The organism is Streptomyces sp. NPDC006798 (assembly GCF_040635975.1).
Classification (GTDB): Bacteria; Actinomycetota; Actinomycetes; order Streptomycetales; family Streptomycetaceae; genus Streptomyces.
The window spans coordinates 1-20473 of sequence record NZ_JBEYIS010000019.1 but is presented as its reverse complement, the minus strand read 5'-3'; the positions used below and the strand labels follow the sequence as shown (position 1 = coordinate 20473).

Sequence of the window (20473 nt, the reverse complement as noted above, 5' to 3'; positions counted from 1 at the left end):
ACTAGGGTTGGTCTAGTCCAAGTAGGGCCCTCAAGACTGCCCGGATCGTGCCCAGATGTCGGTCCGATAACGGACTGGACAGGCAGGTTTATCGAGCCTTGACAGCCTCAAAGGTCTAGGCCAAGCTCCCGGTACTGGTCTAAACCATTAAAGACCAGGTCCCAGCCCCAGGCAGTACTTTTCCCGTATCGCTTCGTGGTGGGCGGGGTGGCAGGCATCCCTTAGGAGGGTGGCGTGAAGCGCAAGCTCATCGCGGCGATCGGTGTCGCGGGCATGTTGGTCAGTGTTGCCGCATGTGGCTCGGACGACAAGAAGAAGGATGAGGGCGGCCCCGGTAAGGACGGCAGCTACAAGGGTCAGACGCTGACCTTCTGGGCCATGGACGGCTCCACGCCGGACCAGTGGCTGGCCGACCTCACCAAGGAGTTCGAGGCCAAGACCGGCGCCAAGCTGAAGTACGAGAAGCAGGCGTGGAACGGTATTCAGCAGAAGCTGACGACCGCCCTCTCCGAGGAGAACCCGCCGGACGTCTTCGAGATCGGCAACACCCAGACCCCCGCGTACGCCAAGACCGGCGGTCTGGCCGACCTGGGTGACGTGAAGTCCGCGATCGGCGCCGACTGGTCCGAGACCCTGAACAAGGCGTCCGTCTTCGAGGGCAAGCAGTACGCCGCCCCCTGGTACTTCGCCAACCGCGTCGTCGTCTACAACAAGAAGGTCTTCGCCGAGGCCGGCATCGCCGCGCCGCCGAAGACCCGCGCCGAGTTCTACGCCGCGCTCGACAAGATCAAGGCGAAGGGCAAGGAGCCGATCTACCTGCCCGGCCAGAACTGGTACCACTTCGTCGGTCTGGTCATCGGCCAGGGTGGCGAGCTGGTCAAGAAGGACGGCGACAAGTGGGTCTCCAACCTGGCTGACCCGAAGGTCCAGGCCGCCGCCGAGGAATACAAGAAGATGCAGGCGTACTCCAAGGCGCCCAAGGACAAGGACGAGGCCACCCCGCAGCAGGCCGACGTCTTCGCCAAGGGCAACGTCGGTGCCTTCATCGGCATGGGCTGGGAGGGCGCCACCGCCATCAAGGCGAACCCGGCCATCGAGAAGGACCTCGGCTACTTCACCATCCCCGGTGAGACCGCGGACAAGCCCGAGGGTGTCTTCCTCGGCGGCTCCAACGTCGCCGTGGCCGAGGGCAGCAAGAACAAGGCGCTCGCCAAGGAGTTCCTGAAGCTGCTGCTCTCCGACAAGTACGAGGGCGGTCTGGCCAAGGCCAGCGGCGTCATCCCGAACAAGGAGTCCCTGAACTCCAACCTGACGGGCAACCCGGTCGCCGAGGCCGCCGCGCCGTCCGCCAAGTTCGGTGGCACCACCCCGCTGATCGCCGAGTGGGCCTCGGTCGAGAACGAGCCCAACCCGATCAAGGCCTACCTCACCGCCGTGGTGAGCGGTAAGTCCCCGGCGGACGCCGCCAAGCAGGTCGAGGGCGACTTCAACAAGCGCCTGTCGCAGAAGCAGTAACCGAATCCGGCGGCCGGGGCGGGGGTCTCACGGCCCTGCCCCGGCCGCCGACTGCTGTCCCCCGAGCGCCTAGTGAAGAGATGGCGAGCATGACCGTGCAGACCGAACGGGCGCCTTCCGGCCCCGCGGAGGTACCCACCCCTCCGGTCAAGGGCAAGGGCAGGCCCAAAGCGCCGCGTAGAGCCGGCGATTTCGTTCCTTATCTGCTGCTGCTTCCCGCGGTAGCCGTCACCCTGGTCTTCCTGGGGTGGCCCCTGGTGAACAACGGAGTTCTGTCGTTCCAGAACCTCAATATGAGACAGCTGATCCAGCGTCTCACCGAGTGGAACGGCATCGACAACTACCGGGAGATCCTCACCGGCGAGGAATTCTGGCGGGTCACCGGACGCTCGATCGCCTTCACCGGCGTCAACGTTCTGCTGATCATGGTTCTGGGTACCCTCGTAGGTCTGCTGCTCGCCCGCCTCGGCAAGAAGATGCGCTTCGCCCTGATGATCGGGCTCGTGCTCGCCTGGGCCATGCCCGTCGTCGCCTCCACCACCGTCTACCAGTGGCTCTTCGCCCAGCGTTTCGGTGTCGTCAACTGGGTCCTGGTACAGCTCGGCTTCGACGGGATGGCCGAGCACAACTGGTTCGGCACCCAGATGTCGACCTTCTTCGTGATCACCCTGCTGATCGTCTGGCAGTCGATCCCGTTCGTCGCCCTCTCCCTCTACGCCGCGACGACCACCATCCCGAAGGAGCTGTACGAGGCCGCCGCCCTGGACGGCGCCAACGGCTGGCGTCAGTTCACCTCGGTGACCATGCCGTTCCTGCGGCCCTTCCTCTACGCCACCACCTTCCTGGAGATCATCTGGGTCTTCAAGGCCCTGGTCCAGGTGCTCAACATCAACCGTGGCGGTCCGGACCGGCTCACGGAGATCCTCCCCGTCTACGCCTACATCGAGGGCATGGGCAACCAGCACTACGGCATGGGCGCGGCCATCGCGATGCTCACCATCGTGATCATGCTGTTCCTGACGTCCTACTACCTCCGGATCGTGCTCAAGCAAGAGGAGGACGTGCGATGAAGCGTTCCCTGTTCGGCCGCTTCTGGCCCAACGCGACCGCCGTACTCCTGGTCGCCTTCTTCGCCTTCCCCGTCTACTGGATGTTCGCCACGGCATTCAAGAAGACGCCGGACATCGTCGCCGACACCCCGGTGTGGATCCCGCTGGAACCGACGACGCAGCACTTCAAGTCGGCATTCGACGCGGACAACTTCTGGACGTTCGTCGCCAACTCGTTCACCGTGACACTCCTCGCGGTGATCTTCTCCCTGATGATCGCCCTCGCGGCGTCCTTCGCCCTGGCCCGGATGAAGTTCAAGGGACGGCGCGGCTTCATCATCGGCTTCATGATCGCCCAGATGGCGCCCTGGGAAGTGATGGTCATCTCCATCTACTTCATCGTCCGCGACGCCGACATGCTGAACAGCCTGATCCCGCTGACGATCTTCTACATGGTGATGATCCTCCCCTTCACCCTCCTGACGCTCCGCGGCTTCGTCGCCGCCGTGCCCAGGGAGCTGGAGGAGGCCGCCATGGTCGACGGCTGTTCCCGCCGCCAGGCGTTCATCAAGGTGATCTTCCCGCTGCTCGCCCCCGGTCTGATGTCGACCTCGATGTTCGGCTTCATCACCGCCTGGAACGAGTTCCCGATGGTGCTGGTCCTCAACAAGCAGGTCGAGTACCAGACCCTGCCGCTCTGGCTCTCCGGATTCCAGTCCGTCTTCGGCAACGACTGGGGCGCCACCATGGCGGCGTCGTCCCTCTTCGCCATTCCGGTACTGCTCCTCTTCCTCTACCTCCAGCGCGGAGCCGTAAGCGGGCTCTCCGACGGTGCGGTGAAGGGATAATCCGCGGTGACTTCCATGACCAACGACCTGCGGGCGACCGGCCAGCTCAGCCGTGACGCCCTCACCGTCCTCCAGCCCGGCTTCGAGGGCACCACCGCCCCCGACTGGCTGCTCCGCCAGATCGCCGACGGCCTCGGCGCCGTAGGCCTCTTCGGCCGGAACATCACCACCCCCGAGCAGCTCACGGCGCTCAACGCCCAGCTCCGGGCCGAACGCGACGACCTCCTCGTCGCCATCGACGAGGAGAGCGGCGACGTCACCCGCCTGGAGGTGGTCGAAGGCTCCTCCTTCCCGGGCAACTACGCCCTCGGCACCGTCGACGACACCGGGCTCACCCGGGACGTCGCCCACGCCCTCGGCCGGCGGCTCGCCGCCTGCGGCGTCGACCTCAACTGGGCGCCGTCCGCCGACGTCAACGCCAACCCGGACAACCCCGTCATCGGGGTCCGGTCCTTCGGCGCCGACGCCGGGCTGACCGCCCGGCACACGGTCGCGTACGTCCACGGCCTCCAGGCCGCCGGAGTCGCCGCCTGCGTGAAGCACTTCCCCGGCCACGGGGACACCAACGTCGACTCCCACCACGCGATGCCCCGGATCGACGTCGGACTCGACACCCTGCACGCCCGCGACCTGCTGCCGTTCCGCGAGTCCATCGCGGCCGGCGCCAAGGCGGTCATGAGCGCGCACATCCTGGTGCCCGTACTCGACGCCGACCGTCCGGCGACCCTCAGCCCCCGGATCCTCACCGGGCTCCTCCGCGAGGAGCTGGGCTTCGACGGGCTGATCGTCACCGACGGTATGGAGATGCAGGCCATCGCGGCGGTGTACGGGATCGAACGCGGTTCCGTCCTCGCGCTCGCCGCGGGCGCCGACGCCATCTGCGTCGGCGGAGGACTCGCCGACGAGGCGACCGTACTCGGGCTGCGGGACGCCATTGTCGCCGCGGTCCGGGACGGCGACCTGCCCGAGGAGCGGCTGGCCGACGCGGCGGCGCGGGTACGCGCCCTCGCCGACTGGACCCGCCGGGCACGAGCTGCCGACGCGGAGCCGGGCGCGGAAGTGCAGGAGGGGACCGCGCCCGGCGTCCGCGCCGGTGCCGGAGTCACCGCCGATGTCGGCCTGGTCGCCGCCCGGCGGGCCGTCCAGGTCACCCCCGGTGAGGAGCCGTACGAGCCGGTCACCGAGCCGCCGTACGTCGTCACCTTCTCGCCCGAGGCGAATATCGCCGTCGGTGACGAGACCCCGTGGGGCGTCGCCGGAGAGCTGAAGGACCTGGTGCCCGGGACGCTCACCGCGACCCACGCCGACGTACCCGCCGAAGCCGCCGGCGACCTCGCCGGTGAGGTGCTGGCGGCGGCGGCAGACCGTAGGATCGTCGCAGTGGTACGCGATGTCCACCGCCACCCCTGGATGGCGACGGCCCTCGACGCGGTCCTCGCCGCCCGGCCCGACACGGTCGTGGTGGAGATGGGCCTCAACCGGGCCGAACCCAAGGGCGCGCTGCATATCGCCACCCACGGCGCCGCCCGCGTCTGCGGACGGGCCGCCGCCGAGGTCATCACCGGCGCGAAGAGCGCGGGCGACTGACCCGACGGACCGTGTGCTGTGCCGGGGTGCCACCGGCGGCGAAAGCCGCCGGTGGCCCCCTCGGCGCACCGACGCCCGCTGGAGGCAACGGAGATGGCTGCGACGCACCCGGCACCCCACGACGACGAAGACCGCGAACGCCCCGGCCGTCTGATGGCCGCCGAGACCGCGGAACAGCCCGCCGTGCTCCGGCGCATCCTCCGGGACGGCGCCCCCACGATCCGGGAGACCGCGGCCGCCGTCGCCGCCCGCGCGCCCCGCTTCGTCCTGCTCACCGCCCGGGGCACCTCCGACAACGCCGCCCTCTACGCGAAGTACCTGCTGGAGATCGAGCTGGGACTGCCCTGCGGACTCACCTCCATGTCCACCACCACGGCGTACGGGGCCAAGCCCGATCTGCGGGACGTCCTCGTGATCACCGTCAGCCAGTCCGGCGGCTCACCCGACCTCGTCGCCTCCACCCGGGCCGCCCGGGAAGCGGGCGCGGTGACGCTCGCCGTCACCAACAACCCCGACTCACCGCTCGCCGCGGTCTCCGAATTCCATATCGACGTCCTCGCGGGCCCCGAGAAGGCGCTGCCCGCGACGAAGACGTACACCGCGACCCTGCTCGCGCTCTACCTCCTCGTCCAGGGGCTCAAAGGCGCCGACGGGACGGCCGCCGCCGAACTCCCCGGCCTCGCGGAACGGATCCTGGACCGGGGCGACGAGGTCCGCCGGCTGGCCGGGCGCTACCGGTTCGCCGAACGGATGGTCATCACATCCCGGGGATACGGGTACCCCACCGCCAAGGAAGCCGCCCTCAAGCTGATGGAGACCAGCTACATCCCGGCACTCTCCTACTCCGGCGCCGACCTGCTCCACGGGCCCCTCGCCATGGTCGACAACATCTCCCCGGTGATCGCGGTTGTCACCGACGGGCGCGGCGGCGAAGCGCTCCAGCCCGTACTCGACCGGCTCCGGGGCCGGGGCGCCGACCTCGTCGTCGTCGGGCCCGCACGGCAGGTCGCGGCGGCGTCCGCGGGCTTCGTCCTGCTGACGGACGGCCTCCCCGAGAACCTCCAGCCCGTCCTGGAGATCCTGCCGCTCCAGCTCCTCGCGTACGAGGTCACCCTGGCGCGGGGCCAGGACCCGGACGCGCCGAGGGCTCTCGCCAAGGTGACGGAGACCCGCTAGCGCTCTCCGGGCCCGGCTGCCGGGGCGCCTCTCGCCGAGGTAGCAGGGTCCTCGGGCCCGTGCCGCCCCCGGCGTCAGGCGGGGACGGTCGCGTCTGCCGACGCCGGCGCGTTTCGGGCCGCGGCCTCCCTGTGGTTGCTCGCGCAGTTCCCCGCGCCCCTGGTTGGCCTCCTGACCGCCCTCCAGGCAACCCGCGGTCGCGGTTCGACCCACCGCCTTGGCTCTTCGGCAGACGGGTCCCGCGCCGTGCGCCCAGCCGGGCGGGGATTGTCGGGCGACCGCGCGCCGTCCGTGGCTGGTCGCGCAGTTCCCCGCGCCCCTGATTGCCTTCGGCAATGGGGCCCGGCGCCAGGGCTAGGGGAGGCTGCCTCCTGTTGTGTCCAGCCAGGCGCCGGTGAGCCGGCGGGCGTCGGGGGAGGCGAGGAAGGCGACCACATCCGCCACGTCGTCCGGGCGGCCCACCCGGCCCAGCGCCGACAGCGCCGCCGCCTCCTGCCACGACTCGTCGCTCGAATGGAGCCGGCCCGAGTCCACATCCGTACCGATGATGCCCGGCGCCACCGAATTGACCGTTATCCCGCGGGAGCCCAGCAGCTTGGAGAGGTCGCGGGTGAAGACATCGAGCGCGCCCTTGGTCATGGCGTAGGCGATCAGTTCCGGCAGCACCGCCGAGCGGGCCGGACCGGAGGAGATGCTGAAGATCCGGCCGCCGTCGCGAAGCCGCCCGAGCCCCTGCTGGACCAGGAAGAACGGCGCCTTCACATTGACCGCGAACAGTGTCTCGTACTCCTCGGCCGCCAGCTCCGGATAGGCCCCCGAGGTGCCGATGCCCGCGTTGTTCACCAGGATGTCCAGGCCCGCCGCTCCGGTACGGCGGTCGAACTCCGCCCAGAGCGCGTCCACGGCCCCCGCCGCGCCCAGCTCCCGGCGGCGGTATCCGCGGCCGCCGTCGCGTTCGTCCCGTAATGGGCGGCGACCCGGGCGCCGTCCCGGGCCGGCCGCTCCGCGATGGCCCGGCCGATACCCCGGCCGGCTCCGGTGACCAGCGCCGTCTTCCCGTCGAGCGATCCCGTGCCCGCCCCCGTTTCTCTAGTGGTCGCTATAGAAAGCCTGTAGAATCCGTGGATGGAGACGAGGAAGCGCGGCCGGCCCCGGTCCTTCGACCGGGACGAAGCCCTGCGTCAGGCGACGCGGGTCTTCTTCGAGCACGGCTACGAGGCGGCGTCCATCGCCGATCTGACCCGGGCGATGGGAATCGGACCGCCGAGCCTCTACGCGGCCTTCGGTGACAAGCGGGCCCTGTTCGCCGAGGCGGTCGACGTCTATCAGGCGGCCCGTCCGCTCGGTCTGGACGCCGCCCCGACCGCCCGCGCCGCCTTCGAAGGGCTGCTGAGATCGCTGGCGGCCGACTACACGGATCCCGCTCACCCGCCCGGCTGCCTGGTCATCAACGCCGCGCTGAACTGCGCCGACGCCGAAGTCGTCGCCGATCTGCGGGCCCGTAGGCAGGCGAGTGCCGCGGCCTTCGAGCGGCGGGTGCAAGACGATGTCGACGCGGGTCTGCTGCCTCCGGACACCGACTCCGCCGCCCTCGCGCGCTTCGTCGGCGCCGTCGTGCAGGGCATGTCGATCCAGGCCCGGGACGGTGCCGGGCGTACGGAGCTGGAGTCGGTGGTGGAGCTGGCCCTGGGATCCTGGCCGCAGAGGCGGGAGGAGCGGCACGGGCCGTAGCCGCCGCGATTCGGGCGCGTGCCCGGGAAAACCCGCGGGCCGCGGCGCCTGGCGGGACCCTCAACCCGCCCGGCACCGCAGCCCGGAGTGCTCCGGCCGGGCGAGTGTGCGGGCCCGCGCGGCCGATGGGGAGGGGCGCGTCGCAGTCAGGGCAGAGAGCACGCGTCCCTCATCCGCCCACCTGTGCGGGGAGGGCGGAAGTTCTCGATGACTTCATTGTGGACTAGACCATTCATGGATGTCCATGTGTCGGCGCCGAACAGTTCGAAGTCTCATCCGGGCTCTCATCTTCCTCATCGACCGCGGGTACGCTCGCGTCTGTGCCCTCCATGAACGACCTCGTACGCCAGCACACCGCCCTCGGCGACTCGGACCTCGAGTGGCTTCATCTGCTGGTCTCGGAGTGGCAACTGCTCTCCGATCTCTCCTTCGCCGATCTCGTGCTCTGGGTCCCGACCCGGGACGGGACGCGCTATGTCTCCGTCGCCCAGATGCGCCCCAATACCGGCCCCACGTCCTACCAGGACGACATGGTCGGACATCTGGTGCCCAGGGGCCGCCGGCCGCTGCTGGACGCCGCCCTGGACGAGGGGCGGATCGTGCGCGAGGGCGATCCGGAGTGGCGGGAGGAGGTTCCCGTACGCGTCGAGTCCATCCCGGTCCGGCGCGAGGGCCGGGTGCTGGGCGTGATCGCCCGTAACACCAATCTGCTGACCGTGCGGACCCCGTCCCGGCTGGAGCTGACCTATCTCCAGTCCGCGTCCGACCTGGCCCAGATGATCGCCGCCGGGTCCTTCCCGTTCCCGGGGCAGCAGGTCGACATGGACGCCTCGCCGCGGGTCGGCGACGGGCTGATCCGGCTGGACGCCGACGGCGTGGTGCAGTACGCCAGCCCCAACGCGCTCTCCGCCTATCACCGCCTCGGCCTCGCCTCCGACCTCGTCGGCCACCATCTGGGCCAGGTCACCGCCGAGCTGGCGCCCTCCCGGGGCCCGGTGGACGAGGCGCTGGTCAAGCTGGCCAGCGGCTACGCGCCCCGGGAGACCGAGGTCGAGGGCAACGGCGGGGTGATCCAGCTCCGGACGATTCCGCTCCGCCCCAAGGGCACCCGGATCGGGTCCCTGGTCCTGCTCCGGGACGTCACCGAACTGCGGCGGCGCGAACGCGAGTTGATCACCAAGGACGCCACCATCCGGGAGATCCACCACCGGGTGAAGAACAACCTCCAGACCGTCGCGGCGCTGCTGCGGCTACAGGCCCGCCGGATGGACTCGGTCGGCGGCCGCGAGGCCCTGAACGAGGCCGTACGGCGGGTCGGGTCGATCGCCATCGTCCACGAGACCCTCTCCCAGAACCTCGACGAGCGCGTGGAGTTCGACGAGATCGCGGACCGGGTCATCGCGATGGTGGCGGAGATCTCACCGGGCAAGGTCGACTGCCGCCGGATCGGCCGGTTCGGCATTCTCGACGCCGAGGTCGCCACCCCGCTGTCGATGGTGCTGACCGAGGTCCTCCAGAACGCCCTGGAGCACGCCTTCCCGGCGGGGGAGCGGGGTTCGGTCGAGGTCTCCGCGGTACGCGGCCCCCAGCGGCCCGACAGCAGGCTGCTGATCACCGTCCAGGACGACGGCTCCGGGCTGCCCGAGGGCTTCGACGCCCAGACGGCCGGGAATCTGGGGCTCCAGATCGTCCGGACCCTGGTCGAGGGCGAGCTGGGCGGCGGCTTCGACATGCTCCCGGTCCCGGAGCCGGGGCGTGGTACCCGGGTCGTCCTCGACATCCCCGTCCGGTCCCAGAAGTAGCGCGAACGGGGTCGCGGTCGCCGGGGTCCGGGACCGCGCGCCCCGGCGCCCGGCCGCCTGCCGGGAGCCCGGCGCCCCGGGAACCCGCCGCGCGCCGGAGTGCCCGCGCGCCCACCGCGTCCGAACGGCAGCGAGCCCCGGAAGCCTGGGGCTTCCGGGGCTCGAACGCTGTGGGTTGTACTGCTGCGCGCTGCGGCTCGGTGGCGGTGATTGCGTACGCTCCGTACGCGCCGCCGGTCGCTTCGGCGTATCGCGGGGGCGATCAGGCGCTGGCGTTACGCGCCCGGTTGCGAGCGGCGCGGCGCTTCATCGCGCGGCGCTCGTCCTCGCTCAGGCCACCCCAGACGCCGGAGTCCTGGCCGGACTCGAGCGCCCACTGCAGGCACTGCTCCATAACGGGGCAGCGACGGCAGACGGCCTTGGCTTCCTCGATCTGCAGCAGCGCAGGACCGGTGTTGCCGATGGGGAAGAAGAGCTCCGGGTCTTCCTCGCGGCAAACGGCGTTGTGACGCCAGTCCATGGCTGCTACCTCTCCTTGTGTGACATGCGGATTGCTTGTGAATGTGAACGCTTTCACGAATCCCCCCACAACGGAAGGGCCGACCACCGACATCACATCGGCGTGGTCCTGGTGTTTGAGGAGGGGTTCCGGCGATCTGCGGGGCCGAGGTTTAGCGGGCCGTCCCGATCGCCATGAAGAGACTCGCAAACCTCGGCGGCGGATACAACCCCTTCTGGAAAGTTTTTTTTGATTCCTCGGTGTCGACTAGGTCACAGCCGTACTTCCATGGGGTGGATACTGGTCCGTACGTTCGAGATGAAGGCGGCGCGGCCCTTCTACTCACACAATCACACGCAGTGCATGGCGTACGCCTGTGAACGTCACGCTCGTCCGCAGTCCGAGATGGTCGCCGTCCATCTGAAAGGGGAGCGGAACCTTTGAATTCAAGGTGAAGTCATCCATGTCGTGCACCGTCACCGCGTGCTTGCCGTGCGGTCCCCGTTCGGGCGTCGAACGCAGTAGCTGGGTCGCGTAGCGGGCCACCGCGGGGGTCGACAGCCGGGAGAGCCCCAGCAGATCGAGGCCGGTGTCGAAGGACGCGTCGGGGGAGACGTATATCGGACGATTGCCGAGGTAGGTCCAGGGGGAGGTGTTGGCGACTATCGCCACCACGAGATCGGTGACCGGGTCGGCGCCGGGGCGTTCGAGGGCGATCGTGCCGTGATGCCGGTGGGGGTACTGGAGGAACTGGCGTACGACCTGCCGGACGTAGAGGGGGTGCGTCGAACGCTTTCCGAGTTCGCGCTGCTGTTCGACCCGGCCGATCACGCTGGCGTCGAATCCGTAACCGGCGCAGAACGTGAACCAGCGTCCGGGAACTCCCTCGTCCGGGGTGCCGGGCGTACCGGCCGCGAGGCCGAGACCGACGGTCCGCTCGCTCCGGGAGGCCAGGGCGTCCAGAATCGCGCCGGTCGCCTCGACGGCGTCGTTCGGCAGCCCGAGCGCGCGGGCGAAGACATTGGTCGAACCGCCGGGGACGACGGCCAGCTTCGGCAGCCCCTCCGGGTCGGGTCCCGCGTGCAGCAGTCCGTTGACGACCTCGTTGACGGTGCCGTCGCCGCCGAGGGCCACGACCAGATCGATCTCGCCCGAGTCGGCCGCCCGGCGGGCCAGGTCGCGGCCGTGGCCGCGGTACTCGGTCGTCACGGCCTCCAGTTTCATCTCACTGGCGAGGGCGTGGATCAGTACGTCCCGGGTGCGGGCACTGGTGGTGGTTGCTGCCGGATTGACCACGAGAAGTGCGCGCATGAGGTGCAGCGTACCCAGCCCGCGCCGGGGGCGGTAATGCCGGGCCCGGCGGCTGGTGCGGGGGCGGGCGCGGGGTCGGGACCGACGGCCGTCCGGGCGTCCGGGCGGCGGCACCGCCCCCGGCCCGGCGGTGGCGGCCGTCCGCGTCCGGTGACGGCGGTCCGGTGACGGCGGCCGGGCAGGGGCCGGGGAGGCGGCGTCCGGCGGCGGGCCCGTACGGACTACCCTGCTGGGGTGAGTGCTGACCCGACCCCCCGCCCCAGCCGTCTGACCGCCGCCGCCGCGGTGTCCGGTCTGGAGGGCGTCGCCCTGGTCGGATACGGCGTCTATCTGCTGGTGATGGGCCTGCTGGGACGGCCGGAGAGCCCGACCCAGGCCGAGATGGGCGGACTGACCCTGATCGCCCTCGGCGCGTTCCCGCTGGTCGCGGCGCGCGGACTGCTGCTCTGCCGGTCCTGGGCCCGGGGGCCGGCGCTGATCACGCATCTGATGGCGCTGATCCCGGCCTGGTCGCTGCTGCGGTCGCCGTCGTCGGCGCTGATCCCGGTGGGGATCGTGGTGGGCGTGGTCGCCGTCACCGGTCTGACCCTGCTGATCAGCTCGGAGACCACCCGGGCGCTGGGGATCCGGCCCCCGAGCGGCGACTGATCCGAGCGGCGACCGGCCCGGCCGATCCGCCGGGTCGCCCGCTCCGGCGGCGCGTGCCGCCGCGATTCCGTACCGCCGTTGCCTCGTACCGCTGTGGTTCCGTACGGCCGAGATCCGTACGGCCTGGTCTCGTACGGCCGCCCCCGCGGTGTTTCCGGCGGCCCGCGCCCCGGACCGGGCCGGGACGGGGGCCGGTGCCCGTCCTACTCCTCGACCAGGAGCTTGTCGCGGAGCTGGGCCAGCGTCCTGGCCAGCAGCCGGGACACATGCATCTGGGAGATGCCGACCTCCTGCGCGATCTGCGACTGGGTCATATTGCCGAAGAACCGCAGCAGCAGGATCCGCTTCTCGCGCGGCGGGAGATCCTCCAGCAGCGGCTTGAGGGACTCGCGGTACTCCACGCCCTCCAGGGCCTCGTCCTCCGCGCCGAGGGTGTCGGCGACCGCGGGCGACTCGTCGTCGGTGTCGGGGACGTCGAGGGAGAGGGTGGAGTACGCGTTGGCCGACTCCAGCCCCTCCAGGACCTCCTCCTCCGAGATCCCGAGCCGTTCGGCCAGCTCGTGGACCGTGGGGGAGCGGCCGTGCAGCTGCGACAGCTCGGCTGTCGCCGTCGTGAGGGAGAGCCGCAGCTCCTGGAGTCTGCGGGGGACGCGGACCGCCCAGCCCTTGTCCCGGAAGTGGCGCTTGATCTCGCCCACGACGGTCGGCGTGGCGTAGGTCGAGAACTCCACCCCCCGCTCCGGGTCGAACCGGTCCACGGACTTGATCAGACCGATCGTCGCGACCTGGGTGAGATCGTCCAGCGGCTCGCCCCGGTTGCGGAACCGCCGGGCCAGATGCTCCACCAGCGGCAGATGCATCCGGACGAGCTGATTACGCAGCTCCGCCCGCTCGGGAGAGCCGTCCGGCAGCTTGCGCAGCTCCACGAACATGGCCCGGGCGCCGCTGCGGTCGGTGGATTCCTGCCGCCCCTCCGCGACACCGTTCCCACCGGCCTCGGAACCGGCCTCCGGACCGGCTTCCGAGGCGGCTTCCGGACCGGCCGCCGAGCCGGTCCCGGCCGGATCGCCACCGGTGCCGCCGTCCGGTGCCGGGGCGGGGGCGGGGTGGTTGCCGGGGCCCTCACCCCGGGCGCCCGCGCCCGCTTGCGCCGGTGCCGTCGCGGTCGCCGTGCCATGGCCCGCTCCGGCGCCCGGCCGGGCGCCGACGGGATCGTGGTCGTTCGCGTTCTCGTGGTCGTTCTCGGTCATCTGGTCCGCCCTCGCCCCGGGCTCCGCCGCAGTGGCAGCCCCCGCCTGCTCAGCCGCGGCCGGTCGGCCGCCGAGTACGTCGCCGTCGAGTCCGTGGAATCCGTCGAGTCCGTGGGCCTGCTGCTCCGGGATGTCGGGTGGCGCGGCGGGCTGCCCGTCCCGCTCGCCGTCCCGTACCGGACCGTTCCCGCTCCTCACGCCGGCCCGGGTCCCGCGCCGCGCTGTTTGTACAGGCTGATACAGACCGTGCGGTCGTCGGCGACCGACGACTCCACCTTTCCGGCCAGCGCTGAGAGCACCGTCCAGGCGAAGGTGTCGCGCTCGGGGGCCCGGCCGTCGGTGGTCGGGGCGGAGACCGTGACCTCCAGTGAATCGTCGATGAGCCGGAACACGCAGCTCAGGACCGAACCGGGGACCGCCTGCTGCAACAGGATCGCGCACGCCTCGTCGACCGCGATCCGCAGATCCTCGATCTCGTCGAGGGTGAAGTCCAAGCGCGCCGCGAGGCCGGCGGTGGCCGTACGCAGCACGGACAGATAGGCACCCGCAGCGGGCAGCCGGACTTCGACGAAGTCCTGGGTCCCGGGCTCGCCTGCGATCTGGGACACCCTCACCTCCAAGGTGACACATGCTCTATCGGGGCCCGCGGGGCGGATCCCGGGGCCGTCGGTACGCGCTCCGGTACGACGGGGGCTCACGCGACGAGCGCGCGGCCGGGTACCGGCCCGGCGACGCTATCGCGATCCATGGTGCCCTGTCGCAGGGCCCCCCGGAGTTACTGTCACTCATGGTAGGCACATGAGTACGCACAGTGGCTAGAGGTCTGCGGTGCGCAATTCCAGGTACCGGGGGGAGGGTTGACGTACCCACCGTTCGAACTGGTGAATCCCCTGGACCGGGGCGGTACGGGCCCCGCTCAGACGAGGGCGCCGTCCACGAAGCACCAGCGCCACTCCTCGCCCGGCTCGAAACTGCGCATCACGGGATGACCGGTCTCCCGGAAGTGGGCCGTCGCGTGCCGCAGCGGCGAGGAGTCGCAGCAGCCGACACTGCCGCACTCCAGACAGAGCCGCAGATGGACCGGCTGCACGCCCGCGATCACGCATTCCGGGCACGTTTCGGACTGGGCGGCGGGCTCCGGGCGGGGCAGCGCCGCGGTATGCGGACACTCACTCATGATGGCCAGATTACGGCGCCGGGGCCGGGGTTTCCCGTCGAGCGGTCCGACCGATGACCGCCGGTCCCGACCGGACGGACGACGGACGGAGAACCGGGCATGGAGGCATTGTCCCTGGTGGGGCTGGTCGCGGCGAGTGCTGCGGTGGCCGGGGCGGCCCGCCGTACCCCCGTACCGGCGCCGCTGCTGCTGGTCACGGCCGGACTCCTGGCCGCCTACGTCCCCGGAGTGCCCGAGTACGCCCTCGACCCGCATGTCGTGCTGCCGCTGATCCTGCCGCCACTGCTGCACACGGCCGCCCTCGAAAGCTCCTACCTCGATCTGCGGGCCAACATCCGGCCGGTCGCGCTGCTCTCCTTCGGCTACACCCTCTTCGCCACTCTCGCCGTGGGCTGGCTGGCCTATCTGCTGATCCCGGGTATCCCGCTGACGGCGGCCCTGGTCCTGGGAGCCGTGATCGCGCCCCCCGACGCGGTCGCCGCCACCGCGATCGCCCGCAAGCTGGGGCTGCCGCACCGGATCACCACCATCCTCCAGGGCGAATCCCTGATCAACGACGCCACCGCGATCACCGCCTACCGGGTCGCCGTCGCGGCCGCCGTCGGCGAGGGCGCCAGCTGGCTCGGCGGCCTCGGGGAGTTCGCCGTCGCGGCCCTCGGCGGGGTCGCCGTGGGGCTGCTGCTGATGGTGCCCATCCACTGGCTGCGGACCCGGCTCAAGGAACCCCTGCTCCAGAACACCCTCTCGCTGCTGATCCCGTTCGCGGCCTACGCGGCGGCCGAACAGGTCCACGCCTCCGGGGTGCTCGCCGTCGTCGTGGTCGCGCTCTACCTCGGCCACCGCGCCTGGCAGGTCGACTTCGCCACCCGGCTCCAGGAGGCCGCCGTCTGGAAGATGGTCGCCTTCCTCCTGGAATCCGTGGTCTTCGCCCTGATCGGACTGCAACTCCCCTACGTCCTGCGGGGCCTCGGCGACTACGGAGTGGCGCAGGCGCTCGCGTACGCGGTCGGGATCTTCGTCCTCGTGGTCGCCGTACGGTTCCTCTGGGTCTTCCCCGCGACCTTCCTGCCCCGGCGGCTCTCGGCCCGGATCCGGGCCCGCGAACCGGGGGTGACCTGGAAGGCGCCCCTGATCGTCGGCTGGGCCGGAATGCGGGGCGTGGTCTCCCTGGCGATCGCCTTCTCCATCCCGCTGACCACCGCGTCCGGGGAACCCTTCCCGTCCCGGAACCTGGTCCTCTTCCTGACCTTCACCACCGTGATCGGCACACTGGTGGTCCAGGGGCTCACCCTGCCCGCCCTGATCCGGGCGCTCCGGCTGCCGCGCCCCGACGCCTACGCCCAGACCCTCGCCGAGGCCGAGGCCCAGAACCAGGCGTCCGAGGCGGCGGACCGGCGGCTCGACGTCCTGCTCACCGACGAACGCAACGCCCTCCCCGGCCCGCTGGAGGACCGGCTGCGGACGGTGATGGAACGGCGGCGCAACTCCGTCTGGGAACGGCTCGGCTCGGTCAACGAACGGACCGGCGAGTCCGCGGACGAGACGTACCGGCGGCTGGCCCGGGAGATGATCGGCGCCGAACGCGCGGTCTTCGTCCGGCTCCGCGACGAGCGCCGGATCGACGACGAGATGATGCGGACGCTGCTCTTCCGCCTGGATCTGGAGGAGGCCGCCGCGTACCGCGAGGACGACGATTGATCTTTGGCGGGCGGGCGCCGTGGGGGTTCCCGTCGGCCCCGGCGCCTTGGCCCTCCGGGTGGGGCCCGCGCCGTCCGTCCAGCGGGGCTGGCTTGTCGGGCGACCGCGCGCGGTCTGTGGCTTGCCGCGCAGTTCCCCGCGCCCCCGGTTGCCCTCCTGACCGGCCTCGTCGAGGGGAGGGCCCCCTTTTTTCAGGGGCGGTGCGGGGAGAGTCTTTAGGGGCGCGGGGAACTGCGCGATCAGCCACGGGCGGTCCGCGGGCCGCCGACTACGCCAGGTCGCCGGGCGCGGCCCGGTGCGGGGCGGGGAGGCTACTCCGGGGGGCCTGTGATGATCGCGGTGAGGGTCGTGCCCCGGGGGAACGCTCCCTCCGATGTGAGGGTCGTCAGGGCCAGCAGCGCCTTCGCGACGTACAGCCGCTCCACGGGGAGGCCGTGGCGGGCCTCGAAATCGGTGGCGAAGGCGAGGAGTTCGGGTGGCGTACGGGCGTAGCCGCCGCAGTGGAAGCGGTCGTCCAGCGACCACTCGCCGCGCCGCCCGCCGAACGCCGCGCGCTGGAGGCGCTCCACCTCCGCCCCGAGGAAACCGCCCTTGAGCACCGGGATACCCAGGGCCCGCTGGCCGGGGCCGAGCCCGGCCGCCAGGCCCGCGAGGGTGCCGCCCGTGCCGCAGGGGACCGCGACCACGTCGGTCGCGCCCCGTAGTTCGCGTCCCAGCTCCGCGCAGCCCCGGGCGGCGAGCGCGTTGCTCCCGCCTTCCGGTATGACGCAGACCCCGGCCGGAGCGGCGCCGGACGGCGCGTCCCGGGTCGCTTCGGCGACGATGCCGGTGAGCACGGCGGGATCGTCCTTCGCGCGGTACGTCCCCCGGTCGGCGAAGACCAGCCGCATCCCGTCGGCGGCGCACCGGGCGAGCGACGGATTCAGCGGGCGGTCGGCCAGCTCGTCGCCCCGGACCACACCGATCGTCGCCACCCCGAGCAGCCGTCCGGCGGCGGCCGTCGCCCGCAGATGGTTGGAGTAAGCCCCGCCGAAGGTCAGCAGGGGGCGTCCGGCGGCGGCCCGCAGGTTCGGTGCGAGCTTGCGCCATTTGTTGCCCGGCAGGTCGGGGTGGATCAGATCGTCCCGCTTGAGCAGCAGCCGGACCCCGTACCGCGAGAAGCGCTCGTCCTCGACGGCCACCAGCGGCGAGGGCAGCCGGGGCCGCAGGGCGGCGGGGTCGAGCGCTTCCGGGGACATGACCCCATTGTGACCGGCGCCGGCGACCCCGGCACCGGCCTGTGGACAACGCCCCCGGGCCCTCGCGGAGACCGGAGCCCGCGGCGGGTCCGGGGGAAGGGGCGCGCCGGAAGGGCCGCGTCGGAAGAGATGCGCCGGAACGGCCCGCCGGGACGGAGATCGGGTACGTCGAATTCCGTATCAGCCTACTTGACCGGGTCACCGGACAGGGCGCCGCCGTTCGGATCGTGTGCGATCCGAATCGGTCATCCACGATCGCCCCACCTGGCGGATTGCCCTTTTCCCCGGCGTGTGCCCAGGGTCCGTGGAATTAGTCCCATCAATTCGTGTAATGGCGTTGCGACTTCACCCGCTGGAAGCTTTTTGCCGTGCGGACCGGACGGTTCCGGCGGGTATCGCCATGCGCCGGTCCGAGGGCCGCACGCGGTGACGAGAGGAAGCATCGATGTCGGTTGGTCCGGTTGGTCCGGTTGGTCTGCGGGACGCCGTCGGCCCGGCCGCCCCGGGGTAACCGGTACGCCGTACGCCGCCCCGGCCGCCGCCGACCGCCCGCCGGCCGCCCCCGGCGCGCCCGCCCCGGCCCCGGCGCCGTACCCCCGTAACGCCGCCCCCGGAGCCGTACTCCGGCCGCCCCTCGGCGGCGGCCCGCCCGCGCCGTCACCCCGCACCCCGCACGCCCCCTCCGGGGCCGTAACGCCGCATACCGCCCCCGGGCCGTACCGGGTACGACCCGTGTCCCGGACGTGCCCCCGAGACCCGGCCGGCGCCGCCGGATCACCGTCCCCGTGGAAAGGACCCCGTACGTGAGCATTTCCGAGACCGTCGAAGGCCGTGAGGCCCTCGACCTGCTCGAACGGACCCGGGCGGTCGTCGACCCCCGGCTGCGCGCGGCCCTCGGGTCGCTGCCGGGGCCCATGAGCCGGGTCGCCCTCTACCACTTCGGCTGGGAGAACGCCGACGGCAGCCCGGCCGCCGGGTCCCCGGGCAAGGCGATCCGGCCGGGGCTCGTCCTGGCCGCCGCCGAGGCGTTCGGCGCCGCCCCGGAGCGCGCGGTCGCCGCCGCCGCCGCGATCGAGCTGGTGCACAACTTCACCCTGCTCCACGACGACGTGATCGACGAGGATCCCACCCGCAGACACCGCCCCACCGCGTGGACCGTCTTCGGCACCCCCGACGCGATCATCGTCGGGGACGCCATGCTGGCCCTCGCCTACCGCCTCCTCGCCGAGGACGGCCATCCGGCGGCCGGGGCCGCCGCCGAACGGATCGCGAACTGCGTGATCGAGCTGTGCGGCGGCCAGCAGGCCGACTGCGCCTTCGAGGAGCGCGCGCCGGAGGATGTCTCCCTGGACGAGTGCGTCGCGATGGCGACCGCCAAGACCGGGGCGCTGCTGGGCTGCGCCTGCGCCGTGGGGGCGCTGTACGCGGGCGCCGGGGCCGAGGAGACCGACGCCCTGGACTCCTTCGGGCGGGAGGCCGGTCTCGCGTTCCAGCTGATCGACGATCTGATCGGGATCTGGGGGGATCCGGGGCGGACCGGGAAGCCCGCGGGCGCCGATCTCGTCGCGCACAAGAAGAGCCTGCCGGTCGTGGCGGCCCTGACGTCCGGGACCCCGGCGGCGGCCGAGCTGGCCCGGCTCTACCGGGGGCATATGTCACCGTCGGCGGTGGCGCTGGCCGCCGACGCCGTGGACCGGGCGGGCGGCCGGGACTGGGCGCAGCTCCAGGCGTCGGAGCGGATGGCGCGGGCCGTGCACGAGCTGTCGCGGGCCGTACCGGATCTGGCGGCGGCGGGGGATCTGCTGGCACTGGCGGAGTTCGTGACCCGAAGGTCCCGGTGAGCGGAGGGCAGAGGGCGGCGGGCGGCCGGGCCTCCGGCGGAGAGGCGGTACCGGCTTCGTACCCGCCGGCTACCGGCACGGACCGGCTGGGTACCGGCGCCCCGGCGCCCGAACGTGCCGTACCGCCGTGCCGTGGTCCCCGTACCGCCGCGTCCTCGTACCGCCGAACCGTGCCGCCCCGGGGCCACCGGCCTATGCTGGACGCATGGGCACTACAGGACGAGGCACCGTCCACAGCCCGCAGGCGGAGTTCCGCTGCCCGGCCTGCGGTGAACCGGTGGCCACGGAGATGCGACGGCACAAGACCATGGGCACTTTCGTGCCCCTGTGGGGTCCCGGGCCGTGCCACAACCGGGAGTGCGCCGACTACGCCGGGCCCGAGGAGACGGCCGCGGACGGCCCCGCGGACGCCCCGGCCGTCGGTACCGGCTGAACCCTTGTGACAGCGGGGGCGCGAGCGTCGTTCGCGCCCCCTGATACGACCCGCTTTCGCAGGTCGTAGCGGTCCGAAGGGGCCGAAGAGGTATCCCGGATGTACGCCCCCGGCCCGCGTAGCGCTACAGTCCGCGCCATGTCATCGGAGTCGACTGAGGTCTGGGCGGGCTGGTACCGCGATCGGCGGGGCGCGGAAGCGGTCACGATCGCGGCGCGCGGACGGCAACTGTGTACGCGCATCAGGGGTGTTGAGTACGAGGGGGCGGCCTTCGCCGCCCTGGAGGCCGCGGGGACCGGGGGATTGCTCTCGTCCTGTGTACTGGAATGGGACATGCCGCTTCCCGTCCACGCGGACGGAGTGGTCCACCGGGCCACGCTGAGCTGTCTGCTGACGCTCGGCGAGCCCCGGCCGGACGGGGCGCTCGACCGGGCCGATCTGAATCTGACGCTCCTCTACGGCGGGGCGGCCTTCGAGGCCGGAGTCGCCGGGGGCGACTTCGAGGACGCGCTCGACCGGTTGCAGCGACAGCTGCCGCAAGGCGCCGAACTGGGGGTACGGGCACCCGCCGACGTATGACGCCGTCCCGGGGGCGGCCTCGCGCCGCCTCCCCGCGAGCGCGCGAGGCGGGGGGGGGGGCCGCGGGGCGCGGGGGGGGGGTGGCGGGGGC

At 71.7% G+C, this 20473-nt stretch carries 18 protein-coding genes and 1 pseudogene; 12 read left to right on the top strand and 7 right to left on the bottom strand.

What is annotated here, in order from left to right; all coding sequences use genetic code 11:
* Nucleotides 1–234 precede the first annotated feature (234 nt).
* The 5 genes from ABZ714_RS15320 (at nt 235) to ABZ714_RS15300 (ending at nt 6175) form a co-directional block, all read left to right on the top strand.
* A complete protein-coding gene (locus ABZ714_RS15320) occupies nt 235–1515 on the top strand; it encodes an extracellular solute-binding protein (RefSeq protein WP_358825691.1) in 1281 nt (426 codons plus the stop codon).
* 89 nt (nt 1516–1604) lie between these two features.
* Nucleotides 1605–2585 (top strand): sugar ABC transporter permease, encoded by a 981-nt coding sequence (locus ABZ714_RS15315; protein WP_358825690.1) that lies wholly within the window; start codon nt 1605–1607, stop codon nt 2583–2585.
* Nucleotides 2582–3412 carry a carbohydrate ABC transporter permease gene (locus ABZ714_RS15310; protein WP_358825689.1) on the top strand — a complete coding sequence of 277 codons (831 nt, stop codon included), beginning with the start codon at nt 2582–2584 and terminating at the stop codon, nt 3410–3412. Before ABZ714_RS15315 ends, ABZ714_RS15310 begins: the two co-directional genes overlap by 4 nt.
* Before the next feature lie 15 nt (nt 3413–3427).
* Entirely contained in the window at nt 3428–4999 is a 1572-nt protein-coding gene (locus ABZ714_RS15305; protein WP_358825688.1) for a glycoside hydrolase family 3 N-terminal domain-containing protein, read from the top strand.
* Nucleotides 5000–5092: 93 nt separating this feature from the next.
* On the top strand, nt 5093–6175 hold the full coding sequence (locus ABZ714_RS15300; protein WP_358825687.1) for an SIS domain-containing protein: 1083 nt from the start codon (nt 5093–5095) through the stop codon (nt 6173–6175).
* 354 nt (nt 6176–6529) lie between these two features.
* Here ABZ714_RS15300 and ABZ714_RS15295 read toward each other — a convergent pair.
* A pseudogene (locus ABZ714_RS15295) lies at nt 6530–7278 on the bottom strand (SDR family oxidoreductase).
* Nucleotides 7279–7300: 22 nt separating this feature from the next.
* Between ABZ714_RS15295 and ABZ714_RS15290 the strand changes: the two are divergent.
* Both ABZ714_RS15290 and ABZ714_RS15285 read left to right on the top strand, forming a co-directional pair.
* Complete coding sequence (locus tag ABZ714_RS15290) at nt 7301–7906, top strand: TetR/AcrR family transcriptional regulator (protein ID WP_358825686.1); 606 nt, start codon at nt 7301–7303, stop codon at nt 7904–7906.
* Between the two features lie 329 nt (nt 7907–8235).
* The gene (locus tag ABZ714_RS15285; protein ID WP_358825774.1) at nt 8236–9708 is read left to right on the top strand and encodes a PAS domain-containing sensor histidine kinase; all 1473 of its coding nucleotides are present in this window, start codon (nt 8236–8238) and stop codon (nt 9706–9708) included.
* Nucleotides 9709–9970: 262 nt separating this feature from the next.
* Here the strand turns inward: ABZ714_RS15285 and ABZ714_RS15280 are convergent, their stop codons facing one another.
* Together ABZ714_RS15280 and ABZ714_RS15275 are read right to left on the bottom strand one after the other, a co-directional pair.
* Nucleotides 9971–10228, bottom strand: a complete 258-nt coding sequence (locus ABZ714_RS15280) for a WhiB family transcriptional regulator (RefSeq protein WP_003953983.1) — start codon at nt 10226–10228, stop codon at nt 9971–9973.
* 321 nt (nt 10229–10549) lie between these two features.
* Nucleotides 10550–11518 carry a diacylglycerol kinase family protein gene (locus tag ABZ714_RS15275; protein ID WP_358825685.1) on the bottom strand — a complete coding sequence of 323 codons (969 nt, stop codon included), beginning with the start codon at nt 11516–11518 and terminating at the stop codon, nt 10550–10552.
* A 234-nt stretch (nt 11519–11752) separates the two neighbouring features.
* On the opposite strand from ABZ714_RS15275, the gene ABZ714_RS15270 reads away from it, so the two are divergent.
* Nucleotides 11753–12166, top strand: a complete 414-nt coding sequence (locus tag ABZ714_RS15270; RefSeq protein ID WP_358825684.1) for a hypothetical protein — start codon at nt 11753–11755, stop codon at nt 12164–12166.
* Between the two features lie 203 nt (nt 12167–12369).
* Here the strand turns inward: ABZ714_RS15270 and ABZ714_RS15265 are convergent, their stop codons facing one another.
* From ABZ714_RS15265 to ABZ714_RS15255, 3 genes are all read right to left on the bottom strand, one after another.
* Nucleotides 12370–13614: an RNA polymerase sigma factor SigF gene (locus ABZ714_RS15265; protein WP_358825683.1), complete on the bottom strand. Its 1245-nt coding sequence runs from the start codon at nt 13612–13614 to the stop codon at nt 12370–12372.
* Nucleotides 13611–14024, bottom strand: a complete 414-nt coding sequence (locus ABZ714_RS15260) for an anti-sigma regulatory factor (protein WP_358825682.1) — start codon at nt 14022–14024, stop codon at nt 13611–13613. Before ABZ714_RS15260 ends, ABZ714_RS15265 begins: the two co-directional genes overlap by 4 nt.
* Nucleotides 14025–14332: 308 nt before the next feature.
* The gene (locus ABZ714_RS15255; protein WP_358825681.1) at nt 14333–14593 is read right to left on the bottom strand and encodes a UBP-type zinc finger domain-containing protein; all 261 of its coding nucleotides are present in this window, start codon (nt 14591–14593) and stop codon (nt 14333–14335) included.
* Nucleotides 14594–14692: 99 nt separating this feature from the next.
* Here ABZ714_RS15255 and ABZ714_RS15250 point away from each other — a divergent pair, with 99 nt between their 5' ends.
* Entirely contained in the window at nt 14693–16291 is a 1599-nt protein-coding gene (locus ABZ714_RS15250) for a Na+/H+ antiporter (protein ID WP_358825680.1), read from the top strand.
* Nucleotides 16292–16602: 311 nt separating this feature from the next.
* Here the strand turns inward: ABZ714_RS15250 and ABZ714_RS15245 are convergent, their stop codons facing one another.
* On the bottom strand, nt 16603–17529 hold the full coding sequence (locus ABZ714_RS15245) for a pyridoxal-phosphate dependent enzyme (RefSeq protein ID WP_358825679.1): 927 nt from the start codon (nt 17527–17529) through the stop codon (nt 16603–16605).
* 803 nt (nt 17530–18332) lie between these two features.
* Here ABZ714_RS15245 and ABZ714_RS15240 point away from each other — a divergent pair.
* The 3 genes from ABZ714_RS15240 to ABZ714_RS15230 all read left to right on the top strand — a co-directional run bounded on the left by ABZ714_RS15240 (nt 18333) and on the right by ABZ714_RS15230 (nt 20382).
* On the top strand, nt 18333–19370 hold the full coding sequence (locus ABZ714_RS15240) for a family 2 encapsulin nanocompartment cargo protein polyprenyl transferase (protein ID WP_358825678.1): 1038 nt from the start codon (nt 18333–18335) through the stop codon (nt 19368–19370).
* A 205-nt stretch (nt 19371–19575) separates the two neighbouring features.
* Complete coding sequence (locus ABZ714_RS15235; protein WP_358825677.1) at nt 19576–19803, top strand: hypothetical protein; 228 nt, start codon at nt 19576–19578, stop codon at nt 19801–19803.
* A 138-nt stretch (nt 19804–19941) separates the two neighbouring features.
* Nucleotides 19942–20382 (top strand): DUF6304 family protein, encoded by a 441-nt coding sequence (locus tag ABZ714_RS15230; RefSeq protein WP_358825676.1) that lies wholly within the window; start codon nt 19942–19944, stop codon nt 20380–20382.
* Nucleotides 20383–20473 lie beyond the last annotated feature (91 nt).